This is a genomic window from Sphingobacterium faecium, assembly GCF_003054045.1.
Classification (GTDB): Bacteria; Bacteroidota; Bacteroidia; order Sphingobacteriales; family Sphingobacteriaceae; genus Sphingobacterium; species Sphingobacterium faecium.
Genome location: NZ_QBKH01000001.1, coordinates 183283 through 206671, shown reverse-complemented (window position 1 = coordinate 206671; position 23389 = coordinate 183283). Strand labels below are relative to the sequence as shown.

The window sequence follows — 23389 nt, the reverse complement described above, 5'->3', positions numbered from 1 at the left end:
GTAGCTATTATCTTGTTGTTTACAATAAGACAATATATGTTAAAAAATAAATACCGCTCCACGTTTTTTTACTTGATTATTTTAATAGTTGGGATATCGCTTGGCTATTTTATTATCCATCAAGGTACACGATTTGATAATGAAACGTATTCAAATGCAGATGTCCCCATGCATTCGGCCTGGTCACATTTCTTAGACCATTTGCATGAAAATCTTTCTTATCCTCTAGCAATCCTCATACTGCAAATCATAACCATTATTTTTGTTGCTCGGATTTTTGGTTTATTATTTAAAAAAATAGGTCAGCCGTCAGTTATTGGAGAGATTGTAGCTGGTATAGCGCTAGGTCCCTCTCTGCTGGGAAATTATTTCCCTGACATATCTTCATTTCTTTTTCCAGTTAGTTCATTAGGTAATTTGGGTGTACTTAGCCAAATAGGTCTTGTCCTTTTTATGTTTGTAGTGGGTATGGAACTTGACTTAAAAATTTTAAAAAATAAAGCGCATGATGCTATTGTCATTAGTCATGTTAGTATTATTTTTCCATTCCTACTCGGAATGGGCTTGGCTTATGTGATCTTTCAATCGACAGCGCCGGACAACGTTTCTTTTTTATCATATGCTTTATTTATTGGTATATCGATGAGTATTACAGCATTTCCGGTACTCGCCAGAATTGTTCAAGAAAGGGGCATGAGTAAGACAAGATTGGGCTCCATGGCTATTACCTGTGCGGCGGCAGATGATATTACTGCATGGTGCCTTTTGGCAGCGGTCATAGCTATCGTGAAAGCAGGATCTGTTATCAGTGCTGTTTACACCATTGCTTTTGCCGTCGGTTATGTTTTCTTAATGGTCCGATTTGTGAAACCTTTTCTACAACGTATTGGAGACCTGCATACGACAAAGGAGCGTCTGGGAAAATCTATTGTAGGCATATTTTTTCTGACGTTACTCATCTCTTCCTGGACGACTGAAGTTATTGGTATCCATGCATTATTTGGGGCTTTTATGGCTGGTGTAATCATGCCCAATAACACGAGCTTTAGAAGTATATTTATTGAAAAAGTAGAGGATGTAGCACAAGTACTTCTTTTACCACTATTTTTTGTATTTACGGGATTACGTACCCAGATTGGATTGCTCAATGAAGCTGAACATTGGCACACATGTTTTTGGGTAGTTCTGATTGCTGTGGTGGGCAAATTTATTGGAAGTGCGCTTTCTGCAAGGTTTGTAGGACAAAATTGGCACAGCAGTCTCACCATCGGAGCATTAATGAATACCAGGGGGTTGATGGAATTAGTTGCGCTCAATATAGGCTATGACCTTGGAGTTCTGACCGACGAAATGTTCGCCATATTGGTATTAATGGCCTTGATTACCACATTTATGACTGGACCTGCGCTAGATTTAATTAATAAATTTTTCAAACCCGAAATAGAAGATAATGCTGAGCTGATATCTAAGAAAAATAAATACAACATTTTAATTTCATTTAGCAATCCTAATTCAGGTAAAATCCTGCTTCGCATTGCCAATATGCTCACGAAAAAATCAAAAGAAAATAGTACCGTAACTGCTTTACATCTTTCTCTAGGGAATGAATTAAATACGTTTAATTCGATAGAATATGAAAGAGATAATTTTTCATTATTAAACGATGAAAGTCAAAAAATAGATCAACCCTATACGCCTATTTTTAGAGGCACAGACAATATCAATGATGATATTGCTAAAATGGCTAACGAAGAAGACTTTGACTTATTATTAACTGGAATTGGTCAATCTGTTTATGAAGGATCGGTCCTTGGGAGTATCATCGGATTTACGAGTAAAGTGGTCAATCCAGAACGATTATTGGGATCATTGACAGGAAAAGAAAGTCTGTTTAATCACAGTGGATTTGAAGATAAAACAACTGCACTTTTAAAATCTATACATATCCCTTGTGGGATATTGGTAGATCGTGGTCTTCCTGAAATCGTGAAAAACATACTTGTACCTATCAAAACTCTTAGTGATAGTTTCTTATTGATTTATATTCACAAGCTAATTCAAAATAATGATGTAAAAATAAGTTTCTTGGATGAAGATCAAGTGATAAAGACTTCTGTAGAACTTAAGGAAGCTATTCGATCACTAGACTATGCAGCTCCTAACCATATTAATATCATAGATGAAGATGATCGTCAAGATGTCGCATATGCATCATTTGATATTATACTGATTAGTTTCTTAGCATGGAAACAAATCTCGTTTGAAAAAGAACAGTGGACAAAACAACTCCCGAGTACATTAATTTTAAAACCTTAATATTTATTGTTATGGAAATATACATTTTTGAAACTATGCTAATTCATGAAGAGAAGATTCATCAATTAGAGACAACTTTAAAGAATATCCCAAATATTGTTAACATTAAAATTAAAAGACTCAGTAATGGATTAATTTTAAAATTGGAAGCTCTCAATATTCAAGCTTTTGAAATTGCCTTGCAACTCAAGCAAAATGGTTTTGCAGTTGAACGCTTATATGAAGAATAAGAGTGATCATCCGTTGTTACACCATAAAGGAAATTTTATGTTTTAAACTTTCCTTTATGGTCTGCATCAATTATTTGATTAGCAATTAATGGATCCTATCATCTCCTTAATAAGGCACCTCTGAATTGCTATTTTATTGTGCACCGACCATCTTTTCTCGATTATTTTTATATTTTTATCGAACAATAGATGACATATGCACACAGCTCTTTATATTTTTTCTTCCATTCTGATCATTATAAGTTTTATTCCTTTAATCAGGAACGATTATTGGACATTCCGGGTTTTTGAATATCCTAGACTACAAAAGCTGGTACTGACGATTTTATCTTTAGTTTTTATAGTGATTTTCTGCGAAAAATCAACCACTTTCTACGTCTATGTTACCCTACTTTGTGGTACTATTATATATTTGATCAGGCAGATTCTACCCTTTACTCCAATCGGAAAAAAGCAAATTTTAAGAGCTAAAAAAAATATACCTGATCAATCGATCAGTATTATGATATCCAATGTATTTGAGGATAATACCAATTATGAGGGTTGTATTTCGGAGATTAAAAAGACAGGTGCAGATGTTGTTCTTTTGCTCGAAACCAGTCATAAATGGATGGAAGAATTAAGAGAAGCTACGGATGCATATCCCTTTCGTGTCGAAAAGCCGATCGACAATACCTATGGTATGCTTTTGTATTCTAAATTGGAACTAAAAGATAGTGAAGTCAGGTTTTTAGTTGAAGATGATATCCCCTCAATTCACACAAAGGTAATTTTACCTAGTGGTGAACTCATCCAATTGTATGCAGTACACCCTACTCCACCTGTTCCAAACGAAAATCCGCGATCAACGGAAAGAGATAAAGAACTTTTAATGATTGCAGATGAAGCTGAAAAATCCGAAATACCAGTTATCGTTTGTGGGGATTTGAATGACGTTGCATGGAGCTATACGACTGAGCTATTCTTAAAAACAAGCCAATTACTAGATCCAAGAAGGGGGCGTTTCTTTCTCAACACATTTCATGCACATCATTTTTTTATGCGTTTTCCATTAGATCATATCTTTTGTAGCACGGATTTTAAATTAAAACGGATGAAAAGGTTGTATAACTTCAATTCGGATCACTTTCCGATTTTAACAGAATTGCAATATGAGAGATCTGCTGATATTGAACAAGAAGAAAATACTCTAGATGTAGATCAAGACGATATAGAACTCGCTAAAGAGAAAAAAGAAAAGTGCTGATCTTACAGCACTTTATTTTCTTATTACAATTTATGTGACTTAATACTCTATTGCTAAAATTGACCTCAGGGGGATCAACACACCACTTTTAATTTGAAGATACTTATCTGTTAAAGACCAAACTGTTGTTTCCACTCGCTTGGGACCAGCCTCTGTTTGAAAAGCGATCGTTGTCTTGGACTTAAATTCATTACCTAATCGTAAAGCCCCTTTTAGTGTTTCTAAGAACGTTTGAGTTCTATCTTCATTCGCTGCGACAATTTTGAATGAAGAGATTTGTTCTTTTTCTATCAATTCTCCGATCATACTCCTAATAATTTATAATTGACAATTTTGATTAAATAAGTCATTTCATTTATAACGGTCCTAATTGTTATAACATATACTTAACCTTACTTAAATGTAAGGATTCCTAAATAAAATACCAATAGTATTTCATTTTTAACATTTATTTTACAAATCCAGATCACCCCTAGTATTATTATCCCTAAATTTGTTGAAATTTATCAAAAATGGACAATTCAACATTTGAAAAAAACTGGGAAATCAATTTTACGCAATGCTATTCAAATGCCCGGATTCGCTATTCTGATCTTTCTAACTTATTGCAACTAACGGCAGGTGAGCATGCTACTATCTCTGGATTTGGTTTTAAAGAAATGGCAAAAAACAATCAGACTTGGGTTCTTAGTCGTATCCGGTTTGAAATAAATCGCTTGCCAAAGTGGATGGATAGGGTAACCATTAAGACTTGGATTCAGCGCCTTGAGGGTGCCAAATCTACCCGTAATTTTGAGGTTTATGTCAACGATCAACTGTATGTGACGGCAACCAGTTATTGGGCTGTAATCAATACGGTAAAAAGAGGACCTGAAGAATTGGCAATTGCTCTTGGAGATTTTAAAACTTTTCCTGACCGCATCAGTACGCAAAAACCTTTTTCAAAACTAAATTTAGCGCAGGTGGTCAAATCGATAGAAAGCTATACGGTTAAAATATCGGATCTAGATATTGTCAATCATGCAAACAATGTAAAATACTTGGATTGGTGTATGGACCGCTTACCTATGGAGCTGGTATTAACCAATCAAATAGCAGCAATAGAAATGAACTATTTGAGAGAACTCCGTTATAACGATACGGTAGAAATTAGTGGTAACTCAACTGAAATAGGCTATTTTATGACCGTTGCTAAGCAGGAACACATCTCCTTTGCTTTAGAAATTGAAACAAAATAAAAAGGTGTACTTCTAAAGAAGTACACCTTTTTAATATCATAGTAAATGGATTAACCAGCAAAAGCCTTATCGCCTTTTTTATATGGGTAATTTCCATCAAACTTTCCAGGAATCTTAACATAGCGTAATGCTTTCGTTAATCCCAGTTCTGAATTAAAGTATCCTGTTAGGGTTAACTGTTTAAACATGGTGAACCAATGTGGTGGTTTACCAACCACTTCCCGATATAGTTCATTCTGCTTAACTGCATTCTTTTCACGGTCTGCTTTTGTTTCCTCATCCTGTTTTTTATTAAACTCATTTGCTTCTTTGTCTAATAAATTTACAAAACTTGTACGTTCTTCAGCAGAAAGATCCAAGAAGTTTTTCTTCATTAACTCCTGTGATTTTTTATCAAGGTTGTTAATTCCATCCATAAAAACAGCTTGTTCCTCGTCAGTGTAACAATCTCTAACCATTACAGGAATAAAACTTCCTACACCAGCTTCTTTTGCTCCTGGAGTTGAAGTTTTTGGTAGAATAGCCTCTGCTAAGTCTCCCAATAGATCAGTAGTCTTAGCTTCAAATAAAACTTCTACTTGTTTAGTAGCAGAGCGTGAACAACCTTCAAGAAAAAGGCTTGAACCAATGACTACGCCTCCCATCAACATGGCTACACGTTGAATTGCTTCTCTTCTATTCATAATCAATCTCTTTTTAATACTTAAAATGTATAATTTACTTCCCAGCCTGGACGGTAATTACGTTTCACGAACTGGTTTACTTCATCAAAATTAGTAACACGCATATTATCATTATCCCATAATAGGCGTAAGTTTCTTCCAGGATACTTATTATCCACTCTTAAATCAGATCCACGAATGGCTAAATTAGCCATTAGCAATGCCTCTGTCAACGGACCTGCGATTTCAAAAGGTGAAGACATTTGCATATTACCATAACCAGCAATACATCCTTCTACCCATTGTGCCCAGTGACCATCAGCACCACCTTTAACACGTGCATACTTTTGTTTTGGATTGGTATAGGAAGCAGATGTTGGTAACAATCTTGGATTTGCTGCGTAAGTATCCGCTAAAATTTTACCTTTTGTACCGATAAATAAGATACCATTACCACCGTCACCAAAAGCTTCATTTGGTCCTAGTTCTTCTGGTCTAGGTGGTTGAATTCCACCATCCATCCAGTGCAACTTAACATCACCTGTTGTTTTGTCTGTCTTTGGAAAAGTCATGACCGCGTAACTAGACGGTGGACAACTTTCTGGGAAATACCCTCTCTTGAATTCATCAACATATACCGAGCCTACAGTTGCCTGTACATCTTTTACATATTGAAGACCATAGATACTAAATGGTGCTTCCATGTTATGGCAGCCCATATCTCCTAATGCACCGGTTCCGTAATCCCACCAACCTCTCCAGTTAAAAGGAATTAATTTTTCAACGTAATCTTTATTTGGTGCAGTACCTAACCAAAGGTTCCAGTCCAATTCTTTTGGCACTTCTGCTTTTTGAGTTGGCCATTGGATTCCTTGTGGCCATACTGGGCGATCAGTCCAGCAATAAATTTCTTTCAGATCGCCAATCATACCCGCATCAACCCACTCACGCATCTGTCTCACACCATCACCTGATGCTCCTTGATTGCCCATTTGGGTTACAACTTTATACTTTTTGGCAGCATGTGTCAATGCACGAGCTTCCCAAACATCATGTGCTAATGGTTTTTGCACGTATACGTGCTTGCCCAACTGCATCGCAGCCAAAGCTACGATTGCGTGCTGATGATCTGGAGTCGACACAGAGACTGCATCTATATGCTTATGCTCTTTATCGAGCATTTCACGGTAATCTTTATAAAATTTTGCTTTTGGAAATTTCTTTACTGAATCTGCAGCACGGCGTGTATCCACATCACATAAATAAGCAATATTAGCTTTTCCACTACCCGCAAATCGCGAAACGTCAGATCCACCCATACCACCAACGCCTACAGATGCAACATTCAACATATCGCTTGGTGCTGTAAAACCAGTACCTCCTAAAACATGACGAGGTAAAATTGTTACTCCAGCACCAAATAAGGCCGCTTTTTTTAGAAAATCTCTTCTTGATGAATTATTCTTTTCCATAATTTAGATTTATTGATGATTATAGGTTACCTTTTTTCAGTTCACTTACAGCAAAATCAACCGCTCGAGCTGTTAATGCCATATAGGTTAATGAAGGATTGACACAACCTGCTGATGTCATCGCTGCACCATCCGTTACAAAAACATTTAAAGCATCCCAAACCTGATTGTTACCATTTAAAACAGATGTTTTTGGATCTCTACCCATACGAGCTGTTCCCATCTCATGGATACCTTGGCCAAAACCATACACATTATCATATGTGTAGGTATTTTTAACACCAATCTTCTCCAACATCTCTTTCATCTCGTTTTGCATATCACCACGCATCTTCAACTCATTATCCTTGATTTCAACATCCATAGATAATACAGGAAGACCCCATTTATCTTTTTTAGTTTTGTCCAAGCTAATTTTGTTCTCATGGTATGGTAAAATCTCACCGAAAGCAGTAAAACCTACGCTCCAATCACCAGCTTCAGTAATAGCATCTTTCCATGCACCACCTACACTCATCTCTGCGACCTCTCCAGACCAGCGACCACGGCCTGCAGCTCCTTGATAACCAAAACCACGTACATAATCACGTTTCTTGTCATCACCTGCAACGTTTACGAAACGTGGCACATATAATCCTGTTGGTCTACGACCAAAAACATAACTATCTAAATAACCTTCAACAGTACCTCCAGCACCACAACGGAAATGGTGATCCATTACGTTATGACCCAATTCGCCACTGCTACTTCCAAGACCACCTTCCCACACATCAGTAGCTGAATTCATCAATACCCAAGTTGAGTTAAATGCCGATGCATTTACAAAGATTACTTTAGCGAAAAATTCATAGGTTTGATTTGTTTCTGCATCAATAATCTCCACTCCTTTAGCTTTCTTTGTATTCTTATCATATATGATCTTCGTGACAATAGAAAAAGGGCGTAATGTCAAATTACCTGTCGCTACTGCAGCTGGTAAAGTTGCCGATTGTGTACTGAAATAAGCGCCAAAGTTACAGCCTAACCAACATTGATTTTGATATTGACAGTTGATACGATTGTGATGAGGAACAGTAATATTAGCTGTTCTTCCCATAATAAAATGGCGATTGCCATTATATTCTTTCTTCAAACGAGCTGCTAAATCTTTTTCCACGATATTCATGGCCATAGCAGGCATAAAATCACCGTCAGGTAAAACATCTAGACCATCACGATTACCGCTGATACCTGCAAATTTTTCTGCATAGCTATACCAAGGAGCGATATCTTTATAACGGATAGGCCAATCAACACCATGTCCATCTTTTAAATTTGCTTCGAAATCCAAATCACCAAGACGGTAAGATTGTCTTCCCCACATCAATGAACGACCACCTACGTGATATCCTCTATACCAGTCAAAACGCTTTGTCTCGGTATAAGGACTTTCTTGCTCATTCACCCAATAGTCTAAGTTTTTTTCATTTAAAGGATAATCTCTACTTAAAACAGGACGATCTTTGATCATTTGTTGTGTACGACCACCTGCGTGTGGAAAATCCCAAGGATTTTTATTCGGCGACGGATAATCTTTCACGTGCTCAATATTACGACCACGCTCCAACATCAAGGTCTTTAAACCTTTTTCTGTCAATTCTTTTGCTGCCCATCCACCACTGATTCCTGAACCAATGACAATAGCATCATAAGTGTTATTTTCAGCCATTTTATATTTATGTTTAGTTTAGTTTTTTAATTAACTTTTATTCGGATATAACTTTATTCTCTACTTTCTCGTCTTTAAAGGCAACTAAGAAAATAATAAAAACCACGAATGCAATGCCTGCTGGAATAATCCATGTTTGTTTCCAGAAATCCGCAACATTAGCTTCTTGTAAATACGCATATTTTTCACCAATAAATCCTGCTACCCAGAATCCTATTAGCTGACCTACTCCATAAGTCGCTAACGTGATCAAACCCTGAGCTGCACTTTTATATTTAATACCAGCCTTACTATCCGTATAAATTTGTCCTGATACAAAGAAGAAATCGTAACAAATACCATGTAAAGCAATACCTAATATCAACATGAAAGAAAGATCGCCGGCGTTGCCATATGCAAATAAGATGTATCTTAAAGCCCAAGCAAGCATACCAACTAAAATTGTTTTCTTAAAACCAAATTTAGAAAAGAAAACGGGTAATGCTAATAAGAATAGTACTTCCGAAATCTGACCGATAGTCATCTTACCTGTTGGATTTTCCATTCCAATTTGATCTAAAAATGGATTTGCATTTTGGTAGTAAAATGCCAATGGAATACAGATCAATATGGAAGAGATAAAGAAAATCAAGAAGTTACGATCTTTCAATAATTTGATTGCATCTAAACCAATAATGGACGCAAAAGAAGGTTTTTGATCGGATTCAATTTTAACGGGAGGTGTTTTAGGTAAAGTGAATGAAAATAAACCTAATACTAAAGATGCTACAGCTCCCATTAAAAAGGTATTTTTCAAAGCACCTGCAGAAGATGCTTCTGCAGCATCCCATTTAAATAAGTAACTAATCGATAAACCTGCAACGATCCAACCGATTGTTCCCCAGATACGGATATTGGAAAATTGCTTTTCAGGATTGCTTAGTTGTCTGAAAGATACCGAATTTACCAACGAGAGTGTCGGCATATACAATACCATGTAAGCTAATACATAAGGGTAAAATGATGATATTTCAGTAGCGTTATACATTTGATACATGAGAACGGCACCGACTATATGCAATACACCAAGTATACGCTCTGCATTAAAGTAACGATCGGCAATCATACCTATAATAAAAGGTGCGATAATAGCGCCTAATGATTGGGTAGAAAAGACATTCGCAATTTCAAGCGGTTGTGCTTGTAAATTTTTACTCAGGTAGGTACCCAATGTAACAAACCATGCGCCCCAGATAAAGAATTCTAGGAACATCATGAACGACAATTTAAATCTAATAGATGTAGACATTATATGTTTAATTTATTTTAAAATAAGAGATTTCTATCAATAATTGGTTTTTAATATGACAATCTAGCATAAAAAAAACAATTGTACAAATTACACTAAGAAATTATCTACTTCTCGGTATGCATTAACCAAAGTTTCTTCTCCAACTTTGCCTCCTTTGGACATGCCGTGCTCCATACCTACTACGCCTTTAAAGCCTTTCTCATGAAGCCATTTAAATATATTTTTGTAGTTTATTTCACCAGTTGTAGGTTCTCTTCTACCTGGATTATCACCCACTTGGATGTACGCGATCTCACTCCAACATTCATTCATTTTATGTATCAAGTTTCCTTCATTTTTTTGCATATGATAGGCATCATATAACAATTTACATGAAGGGCTTCCCACTCCTTTACAAATCTCGTAGGTTTGATCAGAATATCTTAGGAATAAATCAGGGGTATCACTTAATGGCTCTAATACCATAGTAATACCATGAGGTTCAAAAATCTCCGCTCCTCTTTTCAATGCTTCAATCACATTACCCGTCTGCACACCAATAGATAAATTACGTTCATAGTCTCCAGGAACGACCGTTACCCATTTTGCATTTACGCGTTTTGCAACCTCCACAGACTCTTTACAACCTTTTAGAAAGATATCTATGTAATCTTGTTTTCCTGCTGCTAATGTATTGGCACCGTTCCCGCCTTTTGGAACAACAAATACACCCATACGCATACCTAAAGCGGCCAAGGTTTCACCTATTTTCTTTTGTTCATCAATACTACGACCCGTCATACCATTATCTTCGATACTTCGAAATCCCAGTTCGTGCATATATTTGATCTCATCAACAAAATTTTTACCAGCAGTAGCACTGAACATTCCTTGGTGAGGTGCATAATCCAAATTAAATGTTGCTCCAGCTTTATTTTTTTTCTGTTGATGCTCCCCTCCTAAAGTAGTCAAGCTCACAGCTGAACCAGCTACCAGTAAGGTATTTTTTAAAAAATCAGATCTTTTCATAATTTCATTATGTTGTTTTTTTTAGAAAAAAATCAGAAAACCCTTTTGAGTATTTTTCTTCTATTTCTCCCCTTTCATTGTTAAATATAATATAAACTTCTAAATTCTTCCTCTTCTTTACAAAATCAAGTATCTCGTCAGGTGTCAGTGCCATAAAATAATTATCTAAAGCATCAGCCTCCATAGCCGTTTTTGCATACACCGTCACACTCACTATTGGACTTGAAAACATATATCCAGTTAATGGATTGACATGGTGGCTTACTTTCTGTTTGCCATTCATCATGTATTTCTCAAAATTACCAGCAGTGGTTAGCGCTCCAGATTTGATACACACTACTTTTGTTTGTAAATGCTGATGATGATTTGAAATTGGTCTTTCGATGCCAATCTTAAAGAAGTCACCTTGTAAATTTTTGCCTTTGACACGCATTTCACCACCCAACTCAACAATATAATTTTTAACACCTCTAAGTTCAAGAAATTCAGCCAATACATCTACCGAATATCCTTGAGCAATACCATTTACATCAATACTAATGCTGGGTTGAGATTTTTTGAGATAGGGTTCTTCCCATATCAATTTGCTCATCCCAACCGACGATAAAGTGGAACTAATTTCATTGGAATCGGGAAAATGTTTGATTTGTTTAGTACCGAATCCCCATAACTGGACAAGTGGCGCTACAGTGATATCAAAAATACCTTTCGTTATCTGATGGTAGTAAAACGATGCTTCAACTACATTTTTAAAATGTTGGTCCAATCTGACAGCACTTGTTTCCTGCTGATTAAACTGACTGATTGTCGATAAAGGATTGTAAATTGACATGGATAAATCGATCACTTTCAGCACACTATCTACATCATTTTTTGAAACTTGTTCATATTGATCGAAATACGTAATGTGATAGGATGTACCCTGTGCAGGACCAGATAAGACAATTTTCCGGAGAGGTTTTAGAAAATAATGAGTTTGTTCAGCTCGTACAGCATCGATGCCGCATAAGCTGAACAAACTAATTGAGAGCAGTATCCATGATTTAAAATACATGAATGCATCCCCTTATTAAATGTATAAATTTGTATTCTGACCAGGTATGGCTACCGGGTATGAACCATCTTCTTTTGGTAATACTTTTGGTAAAGCATCCCAGGCATAATTTGTCGGCATAATATCAATATCTGATTTCAGTGCCGCATCCCATTTGATGACCTTTCCTGTATAGCAAGCAATACGGCCAATAATACCTGTTAAAGTACTGTAAGCTCCATATTCTGCATTATCAAATTTGTATTCTCCTTTTGAAATTGCTTCGAACAATTCTTTATGCTCTTGTTGATAGGGGTTGGGATTTCCTTTGGGATCGTGACGATAGATTTCATTTCCTTTGGCATCCCAAAGTACAGCTTGTCCATTTGCAGATAAGTATGCTCGGCCTTTTGTTGCTTGGAACTGCTCATCGACCCGATTAGTGACACCTTCAAAGTGAGCACACTGACTGTACACAACCGAATTATCAGGATAAGTTAGCTCTAATGCAAAATTATCATAGATCTCTCCGTACTCTTTACCTGTTCTATGAGCACGGCTACCTGTACCTTGGATACGCACAGGGTATGCACCTTTTACCCAATTGGCAATATCTATATTATGTACGTGTTGCTCTACAATATGATCTCCACACAACCAGTTAAAATAATACCAGTTACGCATTTGGTAATCCATTTCAGTTTGTCCTGGTTTGCGTGGTCTTACCCAAACTCCACCACTATTCCAGTATACTTGTCCTGCAACAACATCACCGATAGCACCATCATGAATTCTTTTGATCGCTTCTCTATAATTTGTTTGATATCTACGTTGAAGACCTACAACGACATTTAATTTTTTCTTTTTGGCAATTTCAGCTGCTGCTAAAACTTTACGAATTCCTGGGATATCAACAGCTACTGGCTTTTCCATGAATACATGTTTGCCCTGGCGAACTGCTTCTTCAAAATGCATCGGGCGAAACCCTGGAGGAGTTGCTAAAATAACAACATCCGCTAACTTAATGGCTTCTTTGTAGGCATCAAATCCAACAAATTTATGTTGATCAGATACATCGATCTTATCTTGCCACTTATCTTTTAAAGTTTTATAAGTGCTATCCAAATTATCTTTGAAAGCATCAGCTAGTGCTACAACTTTAATATTGAAGCCAGAGCTTAAGGCATCAAAAGTTGCACCTGTACCGCGACCTCCACAACCAATTAATGCAACTTTAATCACATCACTTCCTGCTGCAAATGCTCCTACGATAGGCATGGAACTTAAAACTGTCCCACCTGCAATAGCTGCTGTCGTTTTTAAAAAATCACGACGTTCAAATTTTTCCATATTTTAGGTATTTAGGGTTATAATTGATATTTTAATAATCTTTAATTGGAGCCTTATCATAATAGGCCATGATCTCCTCATGTGAAGGTGGAGTAACGGGTCTTACCAACCTCATCCCCACAAATGGAGCTTCAGGAAACCACCAATTACTTTTAGGAATCTGTGGGTCTAATTGCTTCCAGAAAGGATCTGATGCCAAACGAGCCGCACTTCTCAAATCCACAGGCTCACTATCAAAAGAACCACCTCTTACACTATTTGGATATAATTTTGTAGGTACTGCTACTGGGTTGTCTGCTACTTTACCTTCAAATTGTTTATAATAATCTTCAATATATTGATCAAAAGTCCACTCAGAAACATTTCCATGCATATCGAATAAACCCCATGCATTTGGTTTCTTAGTACCGACAAGATGTGTAGATCCATCACTATTTCCTTTATGCCAAGCATATTGATCTAATTGAGCTGCATCATCGCCAAAACTATATGCCTTGTCACTTCCTGCACGGCAAGCATATTCCCACTCTGCTTCAGTTGGAAGTCTATAAAAAACTCCTGTACGAACATACAACCATTTACAAAATTGAATAGCATTATAATGTGTCATGGCTAAAGCAGGGTGACCTTCTTTACCCATACCAAAAGTCATGTCCAAATAAGGCTTTGTGGGACGTGTAACTGCATCAACCTCTGGTGCTATCTTGCCATCTAAACTTTGAGTTAGTTCGTAATCCTTATACAAGAAAGGTTCAAATAAATTCCAAGTTACTTCATACTTGCCAATCCAGAATGGTGCTATTTTCACTTCATGAATAGGTTTTTCATCTGCTTGCACATTTCCGCCTTGTTTATATACTCCAGCAGGAATTGCAACCATATCAAATTTCAATTTTGTACCCTTTATTTCTTGTACATAACTTTCCAACTTTTGCTGTGCAAACGACGTACTAGAAATTCCTAACAAGATAAGAGCAAGTAAACTTTTATGCATTTTATTTTTTTCTATAAATAATTGGTCATCACCCTACCACTAATCCAGACGTATTATTTGTCTAAGATATTAATTTGATTGTGTATTATAAACAATAAGTCTCATAACTTTTTTATTACAAAAGTTAAAAGTAGCAAGTGCACAAAAAAAATAAGGCTTGTAAAACAAAGTTTTACAAGCCTTAAGTACATTATTAACCTGTTTTTACAACAAAATATTACGACTTACTTCTTTATCTATAGTAATATATCCTGGATAAAAAATTGACTTACCTGCAATATTGATCGAGGGTTTTATCTTAATCGTAAATAATCCCTTTTTTGTATTGGAATTAGATCCGATAAATCCTGCTAAGTCACCATTATTGATTAATTCATAAATATTAGTATTCAATCGCACTGATGCTATTGTTGATTGCCCTGGATCTATCGAGATCGATTGATTGACAATACCTTCTGCTAATTGCTTTTTCTCAAATAAGATAATATATTGAAATTGATTGATAGCAGCTTTTTTAAGGGTAGGATTTTGAATTCTCAATCGAACCACAGCATCTAAAGGTATATTTTTACGCAACATTCCTAATGCTACACTTGGCAATGCTGACAGATCAATACCATCTGATTTTACAATTTTTTGAATAGAAGTACCTGCCACACGGATACTATCTACAGACTGTATATCGTATTTGCATTTGCCCAGATTTTCAATTTGGGCTTTTTGTCTGCTAACTCCACAGCTAGTCAAAATTGCTATACTTACAAATGCGAATAACCAATTCTTTTTCAACACGTTTATCATAATTTAATTTTTCCTTCCAAATTTATAAAGAATTCCTAAGCTATTGATGGGATGACCTGCTTTTAAATAATCATTACTCATCAATCCAAAATTCATTCCAGTCATGTATTGAATCTGCCAACCACGCCCCACTTCCATACGGGTATAAAAGACAGGTTCGATTAACACATTGCGTTCCTTATGTGCATCTACCTGATCAATTTTAAAATCAGTCATATTCACATGTGACACTCTTAAAATAGTTCCATAATTCAATGCGCGATCTCCACCAAATAAACGAATTTTCTCTTTTTTTGTAGAAGAATAATTGACCTGAACAAATATCTTATCAAAATCCATATCTCTACTTTCAACTACAGCAGGTCCAGCAGTTGATGTTCTGGTATCCAATTCATTCACTACCCCTATTCCATATCCAGCATATACTTCTAAAATACGATTGCGTCGCTGTCCAAAAGTAGTGAAATATCCAATTCCTAATTCGCCCATTTTTTGAGCAAAATCAGTTGGACTATCTTTTCGATCGACATAAGAACCATTTGCAATCACTCCAATATGATTTGAAACTGCGACTCCACCACTTGCCGAAACATTTCCTTTTAAATTGATATTCCCGGAAACATATACCTCACCTGCATCTTTGAACATGGGTGCAGCTGGTACATTAGGCATATACATCGAACTACAAGATGATAGTAGTAATAAGCTAACAGCTGTAATACTGTATGATAGACTTTTAAAAATCATGAACGTTTAATATTATCTATAAACTGCTATTCCTGTATAAAATTGTACCAAACTTTGATTCTTTTAGAAATAAATATGTACAATCTCATTAAGGAGCTCGTAATTAAGCTTTAAAAACACAAAAAAGGCGTTAAGTAAACTTAACGCCTTTTACAAATATTGTGTAGCAAAAACTTATGCTTTCTCTACAGGAACTTCAGAAACCTCTGCAGGAATGATAGAAACATAAGATTTATTGTTAGCTTTTTTACGGAAAAGTACTTTTCCATCAACTAAAGCGAACAACGTATGGTCTTTACCAATACCAACATTTAAGTCAGGATTGTGTTTAGTACCACGTTGGCGAACGATGATGTTACCAGCGATAGCAGCTTGACCACCGAAGATTTTGATACCTAAACGTTTCGAATGTGACTCACGGCCGTTCTTAGAACTACCCGCACCTTTTTTATGTGCCATTTCTTATCTTAGATTAAGACTAATGTCTGATTAAAAATTCAATTATAATGTAATACCAGTGATCTGGATTTTAGTGAATTGTTGACGGTGACCGTTTTTCTTTTTGTAGCCTTTACGACGTTTTTTCTTGAAAACGATAACTTTATCACCTTTTAAATGAGACAAAATTTTAGCCGAAATTTTAGCACCAGCCACGTTCGGAGTACCGATTGTGAATTTACCACCATCTTCTGCTAACAATACATTGTCAAATTCAATACTAGCGCCTTCATCTCCTTGTAAGCGGTGCACAAAAAGAAATTGGTCTTTTGCAACCTTGAATTGCTGTCCTGCTATATTTACTATTGCGTACATTGTTAATAAATTAATTAAATGTGTTTATTGTTAATGAACGGCAAAATTAGCAATTATTATTCAATTTCTAAAATATATTACACTTTTTATTTCTGTTCCTACCAAACGGCGACACGCTTCTCGGGTGCCACATACATCTTGGCAGTTTTAGGAATCTGAAATGCTTGATAAAACGCTTCCATGTTATAAACAGGGCCATTAACTCTAAATTCTTCTGGGCTATGTGGATCTACTTTCAAGCGCATACTCATTCTTTCATCGCTATTCTTAATGCGCCAAACTTGAGCGAAACTTAAAAAGAACCGTTGATCGGGCGTAAAACCGTCTATTTTAGTTGATTCTTGACCTTGTTTTGTTTTTTTGAAAGCATCAAAAGCAATATTTAACCCTCCTATATCAGCGAGATTCTCTCCCAATGTCAGTTTTCCATTGACATGCTGATTGTCTAATAAGGTAAAACCATCATATAACGCTGCCACCTGATTAGTTTTTGTAGTGAACTTGGTCGCGTCTTCTGGAGTCCACCAATCTTTCAAATTTCCTTCTTTATCATACTGACGACCTTGATCATCAAAACCGTGAGTCATCTCATGTCCAATGACTGCACCAATAGCACCATAGTTAATCGCATCATCTGCGTTGGCATCAAAGAAAGGGAACTGTAATATTCCTGCAGGAAATACAATTTCGTTATACGGAGGGTTGTAATAGGCATTAACTGTTGGCGTTGTCATCAGCCATTCTGTTTTATCTACCGGTTTGCCCATCTTATCGATCATTTCTTTATAAGCGTGACGTGATGCTGATTGTAGATTAGCATAATAGCTATCTTTATTGATTTCAACATCTGAATAATCTTTCCATTTATCCGGATATCCAATTTTCTTAGTAAAAGATTGCAGTTTCTCAATGGCTCTTTTTTTAGTTTCAGGAGTCATCCAATCTAATTTTTCAATACGGTCACGATAAGAGATTTCAAGATTATTGACCAATTCGAGCATTCTTTTCTTGGCCTCAGGTTTGAAATATTCATCTGTAAACAATTTACCGATGACTTCTCCTAAGCTTTCATCTACTGTGCTCACCATTAATTTCCAACGTTCCTTTTGCTCTTTTTGACCTTGCAAGGTCTTACCATATAATTCGAATTTTGCATTACGGAAATCTTTGGTCAATGCTGCAGCAGAGCTGTTCAAGAGGTCTGCTTTCAACTTCAGTTTCCATGTATCCAATGACTCCGATTTCAACAAGTTATTTAGAGCAACATAAAACTTAGGTTGCTGCACCAATAATGTATCTGTTTTTATCGATAATCTTCCTAGAATATCATTCCACTTCAGGTTTGGCGTTTGCTTCTGAAATGTAGCCACAGCTACTTTATTATAATTTTTAATGGGATCTCTTAATTCAACAGGACTGATATGAGATTTAGCAATAGCAGTTTCTATTTTCAAAACAAACTCGGCATCAACCTTGGCTGTTGGCTGCTGTCCTGCTAATGTAAATAATTTGGTAAGGTAACTCGTATATGCTTCACGGATCTTCTTAGCTTTATCATCTTGATCTAAGTAGTAACTAGCTTCAGGAAGATTAAGACCACCTTGAACAAAGGTAGCTGCATTTTTATTACTCATACGCTCGTCTGCTGCAATATAGAAAGAAAATAGATCTCCATTTCCTTCTTTAAAACCATCAGCGCTATAAGCAATAAGTTCATCAATAGATTTTAACGCATCAATTTTTCTCAATTGATCTTCAATAGGTTTAATGCCAAGCCTTTCAATCGTGATCGTATCCATTCCACTGGTATAGAAATCTCCAACTTTCTGTTGATCACTCCCTTTCTTACTATTAGACTGTGCCGCTTTTTCCAATATACCATGAAGCTTTTGTAAATTTTCATCGTTAAGGGTATAAAATGACCCCCAACCTGATTCTGATGGTGGTATAACTGTCTTTTTTAACCATTGTCCGTTGGCATACATAAAGAAGTTATCGCCTGGATGTACCGTGGTATCCATTCCTGATACATCTAAAAATACAGTTCGATCTGTTTGCTTTTGATCTGAACTTTTATTGGATTGGCAACCAAATGCTAAGGCAGCAATTGGCAATATTGCCCATAATTTTTTATTGACCATAATTTTCTAATTTCAAACACCTTAAGTAAAGGTAGTTTTTTTATTAATGCGGAAATAACACTTTTTACTGAAATTTGTTTTGGAAAATAGAATTATACTTCTATTTTTGCCAACAGACTACGGAGAGGTGTCAGAGTGGTCGATCGAGCACGCTTGGAAAGCGTGTGTACTTAACGGTACCGCGGGTTCGAATCCCGCCCTCTCCGCATCCTAACAAGGAAAATATATCAAAACCTTACAAATTGTACAATTTGTAGGGTTTTTCTTTTATACGCCCTATCGTTTTTTCAATACTTCTCATTTTCAGCGAGACCCTAAAAGATGGTTTGCTAGGGTCTCGCTAGAATGAACCGCTAGATGAACCTTCTACATTAGGGATCATGAAATAGTCCCGCCCTCTCTGCAATCAAAAAATAAACCCAACTGCCTAGTTGGTTTTTTTCGTTTATTGGATTTTTCAAGCTTAACTTAAAAACGGATATTTTCAAATTATACCCTGCGACTGGCCTATCTGAGCTATTTTTTGCTGAATATAATCTCTATCAAAATGATTTTTGGTATGTAACAAAGCGCGTAAATAATATTTTGAAGCCAATTGGTTCATCTTATTTTTTTCATAAAGATGAGCCAATGTTGTGTAAAAGGGAAATTTGAGGAACTCGTTTAGATCAGGTTCAAAATTATTTATTTTTTCTATTAACCCTGCTATAGGTAAATAATTGCTTTCAACAATGATTTTGTTGATTTGAACCGCTATTGTGGGCTCTAATAATGTCAATTGTGTATATAGTTTTGAAAGCAATTGCCAATTTGTTTTTTTATAATTAACTGCAGATAAATGTACGGAGGCAATCAGTGCTTCTAAATAATATTTATTTAGTTTGTTCTTTTTTAGATCTATTCGATTCAAATAAGCAAAACCTTCTGCAATTAAATTTTTATCCCATAATGTTCGATCTTGATGCTCCATAGATATCCAAATGTCATTATGCATCCTTGCTGGAAATCGAGCTACATGAAAGAAAAATAAAGCTATAATCGCATTTAATTCGCAACTTTCTTGTTGATAGTTTTTAAGCAAAATTGCTAATCGAATGGATTCAAAACAAAGGTCATGATGTATGGAGCCATTTTTTCGGGATGATTTAAACCCCTCATTAAACATCAGGTATAAGACATGAAGCAAATAAGGCATTTCATTTTGCAAAACTTTCAGGTCATAATCTTCATATTGAACAGCAAAATCCTTAATCAGGCTCTTACTACGACCTATTATCTTTTTTATGGCTTCAATTGATAGCATCAATGCATGAGAGATTTCCACATACCCAAATCCACATAAATAAAACAATGCAATGATTAACTTATTTCTATCAGATAGATTAATCTTAGAAAAGTAAACTAAAAGTCTAATCAGACTATCTTCTGCTTCATCTGGATCTAACTGTAGATCTTCAGTATCAAATTGAAGTATAATTTGATTACCAACAGCATCTCGTTTGATTTTATTAATTAATTTGTTTTTAGAGACTTGAATCAACCATGCAAAACTATTATTTGGAATTCCTTTGTATTTCCATTCATTTAATGCGACTTCAAAAGCCTCTTGTACCGCATCAACGATATTATCGATTTGTTGATAACCAAATTTCACAGACAACAATGCAATCATCTTTCCATGGGATTCCCTGAAAAGATGATCTGCAAATTTGTAAATTGTCTTATGATCGCTATTATTCATCAGTATTGATAATCTCTCTTAATTCTAATGTTGCACCATTCTTAAGATCTGGACAACTTTTTACTAATTCAGTTACTTCTGATAAACTGTTTGCTAATAATTTGTAATAGCCACTTACACATTCTTTAGTTTCCATATATGGACCGTCTGAAATGACATTTAGCTTTAAAGTAACACCAGTAGCTTCTAATGGATTTCCTTCTAAAAAATGTCCATTTGCGACCAATTCTTCAACCCAATTGATATGCGCCTGAATATCAACTTGCATATCTTCTACAGATAAATTTCCATAATCAGCAGACTCACGGATTAGCATTAGGAATTCTTTCATTTTTGATTTTTTAAAGGTTAATAAATAAACTATTTATCCTAATGACAAATTAGATTAACAATTCGGGACATTTTTTAAAAAAAAATATTTCTGCAAAATTTTATACCATAGACAATAACGATCTAATAGTCATATAATCTAGCAAAAAACGGAACACTATCCTACTTTTATTTTTGTATCAGATCATAGAAACTTGATAAGTGCCCTATGTCATTAAATAAAGCGAAGTCAAGGGCAATTCATCAAGTTGATAGGTTTCCTTTTTTCTCGAAAATCCATTATTTTCAAAAAGTTCAATCCACGGACTTTGAATATATTCATGAATCCAGATTACTTCATATGATTTGCAAACACTTAAACACTTTTGAAATAATACGTCGCAAACTGCAGGTAAATTATATTGTTTTAATATTCCAAAATTGGCAATACGAATAGCTCTTTTTTCTTCTAAATAAGAGGTTCTCTGGCCTTTTGAAGTAATTTGGGCATAGCCCACCGGTTGATCATCCACATATACCACTAGCCATTGATTTGACATGCTATTCAGTTCAACGACCAAAGCTTTTGCATTAAAATATTGGGTTATATAATTCTCCATGACTTGTGGATCAAGGAGCATGGAAAACTTTTCTATTGCTAGTTGACGTGTTAATTTGACAAGAATGTCTAAACTTTGCTCTGTTGCTACTGTAAATTTTGCTATTATGTTCATATTACTAAGTTAAATGTACACCTACAAAACTAGGGGTCTTTACAAACAATAACCCTTACAGCTTATGAAACATACACCAGTACAGAAATTACTTAAATAGCTGTCCGGCAAGTTTAATTCCTTCAATTTTTCTATCAGAAAATTTATCAGCAAACACCACTCGAAAATAGTGATCAAAAGCACCTGAAAAAGAAAAAGTGAAGCCTGGGGTAAATCGAACTCCAATCTGCTCACATTGTCTATAAAAATAGTGCATATCTGTATGATCAGGCATCTTAACCCAAATATTGTAACCGCCAGAAGGCATTAAAACAGCTGTTTTTTGAGGAAAATTATCCGAAATCAAATTAACTGTAAAATAGGCATTCTTGGCAAGCTGTGCCTTAAATGTTCGAATATGACGGTCATAACTGCTGCCAGTTAACAGCTTATTGACCGTTTCTTGATAAATTGGTGAAACGGTACTACCCAAGGAGAATTTAATCTGTTCTGCTCGTTCCATAAATTTACCTGCTGCTAACCAGCCAAGTCGTATTCCTGGAGCTAACGTTTTCGCATAAGATGAATAAGTAAGGACCACACCGCTTTCATCGAAACTTCTTAATGTTGTAGGTCGTGTGCCGTGGAAATTTAAATCACCATAAATATCATTTTCGATAAGCGCTATATGATATTGATAAGCTATAGTCACCAAAGCCAATTTATGTTCATCAGACATTAATATTCCAGTTGGATTATGAAAATTAGGTGTTAAGATTGCGGCTTTGATCTTATTGTGATGACAGGCATTTCTAAAAAAGTCAATATCAAAACCGATATCAGGATCTATTGGAACTTCGATGACTTTCAAATTTAAAACTCGTATGACCTCCAATATCGAGAATACACAGGGACTTTCTACTGCTACGATATCTCCAGCCGTACATGTAGAAGCTAAAGCTATATAAAGGGCTTGTAGGGCGCCGTCTGTAACCAATAATTCATCTATATGGATAACGCTACGATGTGCAGCCGCACGTTTAATGATATTTTCCTTTAATTGGAGTGAACCATTTGATGGATAATAGCGTAGTAAGCCTGCCCCCTGCTCTCTCACCACCTGCTGCATGGTCCGTAAAACTAACTTCTGTGGGATCAATAAGTCGCCTGGGGCGGCTACATTAAATTCTGAAAATTTACTACCAGAACGTAATGAGGTTGTCAGCTGAAGATGATTACTAAATATAGCATCTCTTACAGTTGGAATAAGATTGGATTTTAATTCCTTTTTAAAAGATTCAGGGCGGTAACAAACGTAATAACCTGATTTTGGAACACTTTCTACCAAACCATGGATCATCAAATACTCATATCCATGTTGTATAGTACTAATACTTAATCTATATTCTTCTTTTAATTCGCGTACAGAAGGTAATTTATGGCCCGGTTTAAAAATACCAGTTCTTATATTCTTTTCAATAGTATTGGTAAATAGTTCAAATTTATACGCCTTCATATCTGTACTGTTAGTATTTACACATTCTGCATCTGTATCGCAAATCTAAGTAATTACCTT

The 23389-nt window shown here is 35.7% G+C and carries 22 protein-coding genes and 1 tRNA gene; 5 read left to right on the top strand and 18 right to left on the bottom strand.

Going from position 1 to position 23389, the window contains the following annotated elements; all coding sequences use genetic code 11:
- The first annotated feature begins 36 nt into the window (after positions 1 to 36).
- The 3 genes from C8N37_RS00900 to C8N37_RS00890 all read left to right on the top strand — a co-directional run bounded on the left by C8N37_RS00900 (position 37) and on the right by C8N37_RS00890 (position 3792).
- Positions 37 to 2316 (top strand): cation:proton antiporter, encoded by a 2280-nt coding sequence (locus C8N37_RS00900; RefSeq protein WP_108157129.1) that lies wholly within the window; start codon positions 37 to 39, stop codon positions 2314 to 2316.
- An 11-nt stretch (positions 2317 to 2327) separates the two neighbouring features.
- Positions 2328 to 2546 (top strand): hypothetical protein, encoded by a 219-nt coding sequence (locus C8N37_RS00895; protein ID WP_108157128.1) that lies wholly within the window; start codon positions 2328 to 2330, stop codon positions 2544 to 2546.
- Between the two features lie 196 nt (positions 2547 to 2742).
- Positions 2743 to 3792 carry an endonuclease/exonuclease/phosphatase family protein gene (locus tag C8N37_RS00890; protein ID WP_108157127.1) on the top strand — a complete coding sequence of 350 codons (1050 nt, stop codon included), beginning with the start codon at positions 2743 to 2745 and terminating at the stop codon, positions 3790 to 3792.
- 39 nt (positions 3793 to 3831) lie between these two features.
- Here C8N37_RS00890 and C8N37_RS00885 read toward each other — a convergent pair whose 3' ends face one another.
- Entirely contained in the window at positions 3832 to 4098 is a 267-nt protein-coding gene (locus C8N37_RS00885; protein ID WP_045753487.1) for a hypothetical protein, read from the bottom strand.
- Positions 4099 to 4304: 206 nt separating this feature from the next.
- On the opposite strand from C8N37_RS00885, the gene C8N37_RS00880 reads away from it, so the two are divergent.
- Positions 4305 to 5030, top strand: a complete 726-nt coding sequence (locus tag C8N37_RS00880; protein WP_108157126.1) for an acyl-[acyl-carrier-protein] thioesterase — start codon at positions 4305 to 4307, stop codon at positions 5028 to 5030.
- A 50-nt stretch (positions 5031 to 5080) separates the two neighbouring features.
- On the opposite strand, the gene C8N37_RS00875 is transcribed toward C8N37_RS00880, so the two are convergent.
- The 13 genes from C8N37_RS00875 to C8N37_RS00815 all read right to left on the bottom strand — a co-directional run bounded on the left by C8N37_RS00875 (position 5081) and on the right by C8N37_RS00815 (position 19050).
- Positions 5081 to 5713: a gluconate 2-dehydrogenase subunit 3 family protein gene (locus C8N37_RS00875; protein WP_108157125.1), complete on the bottom strand. Its 633-nt coding sequence runs from the start codon at positions 5711 to 5713 to the stop codon at positions 5081 to 5083.
- Positions 5714 to 5733: 20 nt separating this feature from the next.
- Complete coding sequence (locus tag C8N37_RS00870; RefSeq protein ID WP_108157124.1) at positions 5734 to 7164, bottom strand: Gfo/Idh/MocA family protein; 1431 nt, start codon at positions 7162 to 7164, stop codon at positions 5734 to 5736.
- Positions 7165 to 7183: 19 nt separating this feature from the next.
- Positions 7184 to 8872 carry a GMC oxidoreductase gene (locus C8N37_RS00865; RefSeq protein WP_108157123.1) on the bottom strand — a complete coding sequence of 563 codons (1689 nt, stop codon included), beginning with the start codon at positions 8870 to 8872 and terminating at the stop codon, positions 7184 to 7186.
- A gap of 37 nt (positions 8873 to 8909) precedes the next feature.
- Complete coding sequence (locus tag C8N37_RS00860; protein ID WP_108157122.1) at positions 8910 to 10160, bottom strand: nucleoside permease; 1251 nt, start codon at positions 10158 to 10160, stop codon at positions 8910 to 8912.
- A gap of 90 nt (positions 10161 to 10250) precedes the next feature.
- A complete protein-coding gene (locus C8N37_RS00855; protein ID WP_108157121.1) occupies positions 10251 to 11171 on the bottom strand; it encodes a hydroxypyruvate isomerase family protein in 921 nt (306 codons plus the stop codon).
- 7 nt (positions 11172 to 11178) lie between these two features.
- Positions 11179 to 12225 (bottom strand): FAD:protein FMN transferase, encoded by a 1047-nt coding sequence (locus C8N37_RS00850; RefSeq protein ID WP_108157120.1) that lies wholly within the window; start codon positions 12223 to 12225, stop codon positions 11179 to 11181.
- Positions 12226 to 12240: 15 nt separating this feature from the next.
- On the bottom strand, positions 12241 to 13554 hold the full coding sequence (locus C8N37_RS00845) for a Gfo/Idh/MocA family oxidoreductase (RefSeq protein WP_108157119.1): 1314 nt from the start codon (positions 13552 to 13554) through the stop codon (positions 12241 to 12243).
- Between the two features lie 31 nt (positions 13555 to 13585).
- The gene (locus C8N37_RS00840) at positions 13586 to 14548 is read right to left on the bottom strand and encodes a formylglycine-generating enzyme family protein (protein ID WP_108157118.1); all 963 of its coding nucleotides are present in this window, start codon (positions 14546 to 14548) and stop codon (positions 13586 to 13588) included.
- A gap of 204 nt (positions 14549 to 14752) precedes the next feature.
- Complete coding sequence (locus tag C8N37_RS00835) at positions 14753 to 15349, bottom strand: hypothetical protein (RefSeq protein ID WP_108157117.1); 597 nt, start codon at positions 15347 to 15349, stop codon at positions 14753 to 14755.
- A 3-nt stretch (positions 15350 to 15352) separates the two neighbouring features.
- The gene (locus tag C8N37_RS00830) at positions 15353 to 16096 is read right to left on the bottom strand and encodes a hypothetical protein (protein ID WP_108157116.1); all 744 of its coding nucleotides are present in this window, start codon (positions 16094 to 16096) and stop codon (positions 15353 to 15355) included.
- Positions 16097 to 16270: 174 nt separating this feature from the next.
- The gene (rpmA, locus tag C8N37_RS00825) at positions 16271 to 16555 is read right to left on the bottom strand and encodes a 50S ribosomal protein L27 (RefSeq protein ID WP_108157115.1); all 285 of its coding nucleotides are present in this window, start codon (positions 16553 to 16555) and stop codon (positions 16271 to 16273) included.
- A 42-nt stretch (positions 16556 to 16597) separates the two neighbouring features.
- Complete coding sequence (rplU, locus tag C8N37_RS00820) at positions 16598 to 16909, bottom strand: 50S ribosomal protein L21 (protein WP_045753476.1); 312 nt, start codon at positions 16907 to 16909, stop codon at positions 16598 to 16600.
- A 98-nt stretch (positions 16910 to 17007) separates the two neighbouring features.
- A complete protein-coding gene (locus C8N37_RS00815; RefSeq protein ID WP_244914304.1) occupies positions 17008 to 19050 on the bottom strand; it encodes a M13 family metallopeptidase in 2043 nt (680 codons plus the stop codon).
- Positions 19051 to 19171: 121 nt separating this feature from the next.
- Here C8N37_RS00815 and C8N37_RS00810 point away from each other — a divergent pair.
- Positions 19172 to 19256, top strand: a tRNA-Ser gene (locus tag C8N37_RS00810).
- A 278-nt stretch (positions 19257 to 19534) separates the two neighbouring features.
- Here C8N37_RS00810 and C8N37_RS00805 read toward each other — a convergent pair.
- The 4 genes from C8N37_RS00805 to C8N37_RS00790 all read right to left on the bottom strand — a co-directional run bounded on the left by C8N37_RS00805 (position 19535) and on the right by C8N37_RS00790 (position 23329).
- Positions 19535 to 20791 (bottom strand): RNA polymerase sigma factor, encoded by a 1257-nt coding sequence (locus tag C8N37_RS00805; protein ID WP_108157113.1) that lies wholly within the window; start codon positions 20789 to 20791, stop codon positions 19535 to 19537.
- Positions 20784 to 21122: a YciI family protein gene (locus C8N37_RS00800; protein WP_108157112.1), complete on the bottom strand. Its 339-nt coding sequence runs from the start codon at positions 21120 to 21122 to the stop codon at positions 20784 to 20786. The genes C8N37_RS00805 and C8N37_RS00800 overlap by 8 nt, the downstream gene beginning before the upstream one ends.
- A gap of 205 nt (positions 21123 to 21327) precedes the next feature.
- Entirely contained in the window at positions 21328 to 21834 is a 507-nt protein-coding gene (locus C8N37_RS00795) for an N-acetyltransferase (protein WP_108157111.1), read from the bottom strand.
- Between the two features lie 88 nt (positions 21835 to 21922).
- Complete coding sequence (locus C8N37_RS00790) at positions 21923 to 23329, bottom strand: aminotransferase-like domain-containing protein (RefSeq protein ID WP_108157110.1); 1407 nt, start codon at positions 23327 to 23329, stop codon at positions 21923 to 21925.
- Positions 23330 to 23389 lie beyond the last annotated feature (60 nt).

Coding starts and splice junctions, on each gene's coding strand:
- C8N37_RS00900 (WP_108157129.1), top strand. CDS start 37: ATGTTAAAAAATAAATACCGCTCCACGTTTTTTTACTTGATTATTTTA.
- C8N37_RS00895 (WP_108157128.1), top strand. CDS start 2,328: ATGGAAATATACATTTTTGAAACTATGCTAATTCATGAAGAGAAGATT.
- C8N37_RS00890 (WP_108157127.1), top strand. CDS start 2,743: ATGCACACAGCTCTTTATATTTTTTCTTCCATTCTGATCATTATAAGT.
- C8N37_RS00885 (WP_045753487.1), bottom strand. CDS start 4,098: ATGATCGGAGAATTGATAGAAAAAGAACAAATCTCTTCATTCAAAATT.
- C8N37_RS00880 (WP_108157126.1), top strand. CDS start 4,305: ATGGACAATTCAACATTTGAAAAAAACTGGGAAATCAATTTTACGCAA.
- C8N37_RS00875 (WP_108157125.1), bottom strand. CDS start 5,713: ATGAATAGAAGAGAAGCAATTCAACGTGTAGCCATGTTGATGGGAGGC.
- C8N37_RS00870 (WP_108157124.1), bottom strand. CDS start 7,164: ATGGAAAAGAATAATTCATCAAGAAGAGATTTTCTAAAAAAAGCGGCC.
- C8N37_RS00865 (WP_108157123.1), bottom strand. CDS start 8,872: ATGGCTGAAAATAACACTTATGATGCTATTGTCATTGGTTCAGGAATC.
- C8N37_RS00860 (WP_108157122.1), bottom strand. CDS start 10,160: ATGTCTACATCTATTAGATTTAAATTGTCGTTCATGATGTTCCTAGAA.
- C8N37_RS00855 (WP_108157121.1), bottom strand. CDS start 11,171: ATGAAAAGATCTGATTTTTTAAAAAATACCTTACTGGTAGCTGGTTCA.
- C8N37_RS00850 (WP_108157120.1), bottom strand. CDS start 12,225: ATGTATTTTAAATCATGGATACTGCTCTCAATTAGTTTGTTCAGCTTA.
- C8N37_RS00845 (WP_108157119.1), bottom strand. CDS start 13,554: ATGGAAAAATTTGAACGTCGTGATTTTTTAAAAACGACAGCAGCTATT.
- C8N37_RS00840 (WP_108157118.1), bottom strand. CDS start 14,548: ATGCATAAAAGTTTACTTGCTCTTATCTTGTTAGGAATTTCTAGTACG.
- C8N37_RS00835 (WP_108157117.1), bottom strand. CDS start 15,349: ATGATAAACGTGTTGAAAAAGAATTGGTTATTCGCATTTGTAAGTATA.
- C8N37_RS00830 (WP_108157116.1), bottom strand. CDS start 16,096: ATGATTTTTAAAAGTCTATCATACAGTATTACAGCTGTTAGCTTATTA.
- rpmA (WP_108157115.1), bottom strand. CDS start 16,555: ATGGCACATAAAAAAGGTGCGGGTAGTTCTAAGAACGGCCGTGAGTCA.
- rplU (WP_045753476.1), bottom strand. CDS start 16,909: ATGTACGCAATAGTAAATATAGCAGGACAGCAATTCAAGGTTGCAAAA.
- C8N37_RS00815 (WP_244914304.1), bottom strand. CDS start 19,050: ATGGTCAATAAAAAATTATGGGCAATATTGCCAATTGCTGCCTTAGCA.
- C8N37_RS00805 (WP_108157113.1), bottom strand. CDS start 20,791: ATGAATAATAGCGATCATAAGACAATTTACAAATTTGCAGATCATCTT.
- C8N37_RS00800 (WP_108157112.1), bottom strand. CDS start 21,122: ATGAAAGAATTCCTAATGCTAATCCGTGAGTCTGCTGATTATGGAAAT.
- C8N37_RS00795 (WP_108157111.1), bottom strand. CDS start 21,834: ATGAACATAATAGCAAAATTTACAGTAGCAACAGAGCAAAGTTTAGAC.
- C8N37_RS00790 (WP_108157110.1), bottom strand. CDS start 23,329: ATGAAGGCGTATAAATTTGAACTATTTACCAATACTATTGAAAAGAAT.